At 34.7% G+C, this 435-nt stretch carries 1 protein-coding gene; it reads left to right on the plus strand.

Annotated features, from left to right (window positions below; genetic code table 11):
- A partial coding sequence (locus tag M3677_RS17415) for a glycosyltransferase (protein ID WP_251161202.1) occupies positions 1-435 on the plus strand: 435 nt, incomplete at both ends.

Consider the following 435-nt stretch of genomic DNA (forward strand, 5'->3'; position numbering starts at 1 on the left):
TGGGATTTACAGCACCAATACCTTAAAGAAACTGGTCTTAATAAGGGAGTTAAAGGTGCTCTTGCAAAATTCATATTGCATAAAATGAGAATTTGGGATGTTCGTACTGCAAACGGAGTGGATCATTTTATTGCTAATTCACATTTTATCGCACGCAGGATTAAGAAAGTTTACGGGAGAAATGCAACAGTAATTTATCCTCCTGTAGATGTTAATCGATTCACTATTAGTGAAAAGAAAGATGAGTATTATTTAACTGCTTCTCGATTAGTACCTTATAAAAGAATTGATCTTGTGGTAGATGCGTTTGCTCATTTGCCTGATAAGAAGTTAGTTGTCATAGGTGACGGGCCAGAAATGTCAAAAATTCGTTCTAAGGCCACGAAAAATATTGAAATACTTGGATATCAAGATAACCAAAGTATGGAAGAATAT

The sequence above is a fragment of the Curtobacterium sp. P97 genome, from assembly GCF_023712445.1.
Classification (GTDB): Bacteria; Actinomycetota; Actinomycetes; order Actinomycetales; family Microbacteriaceae; genus Curtobacterium.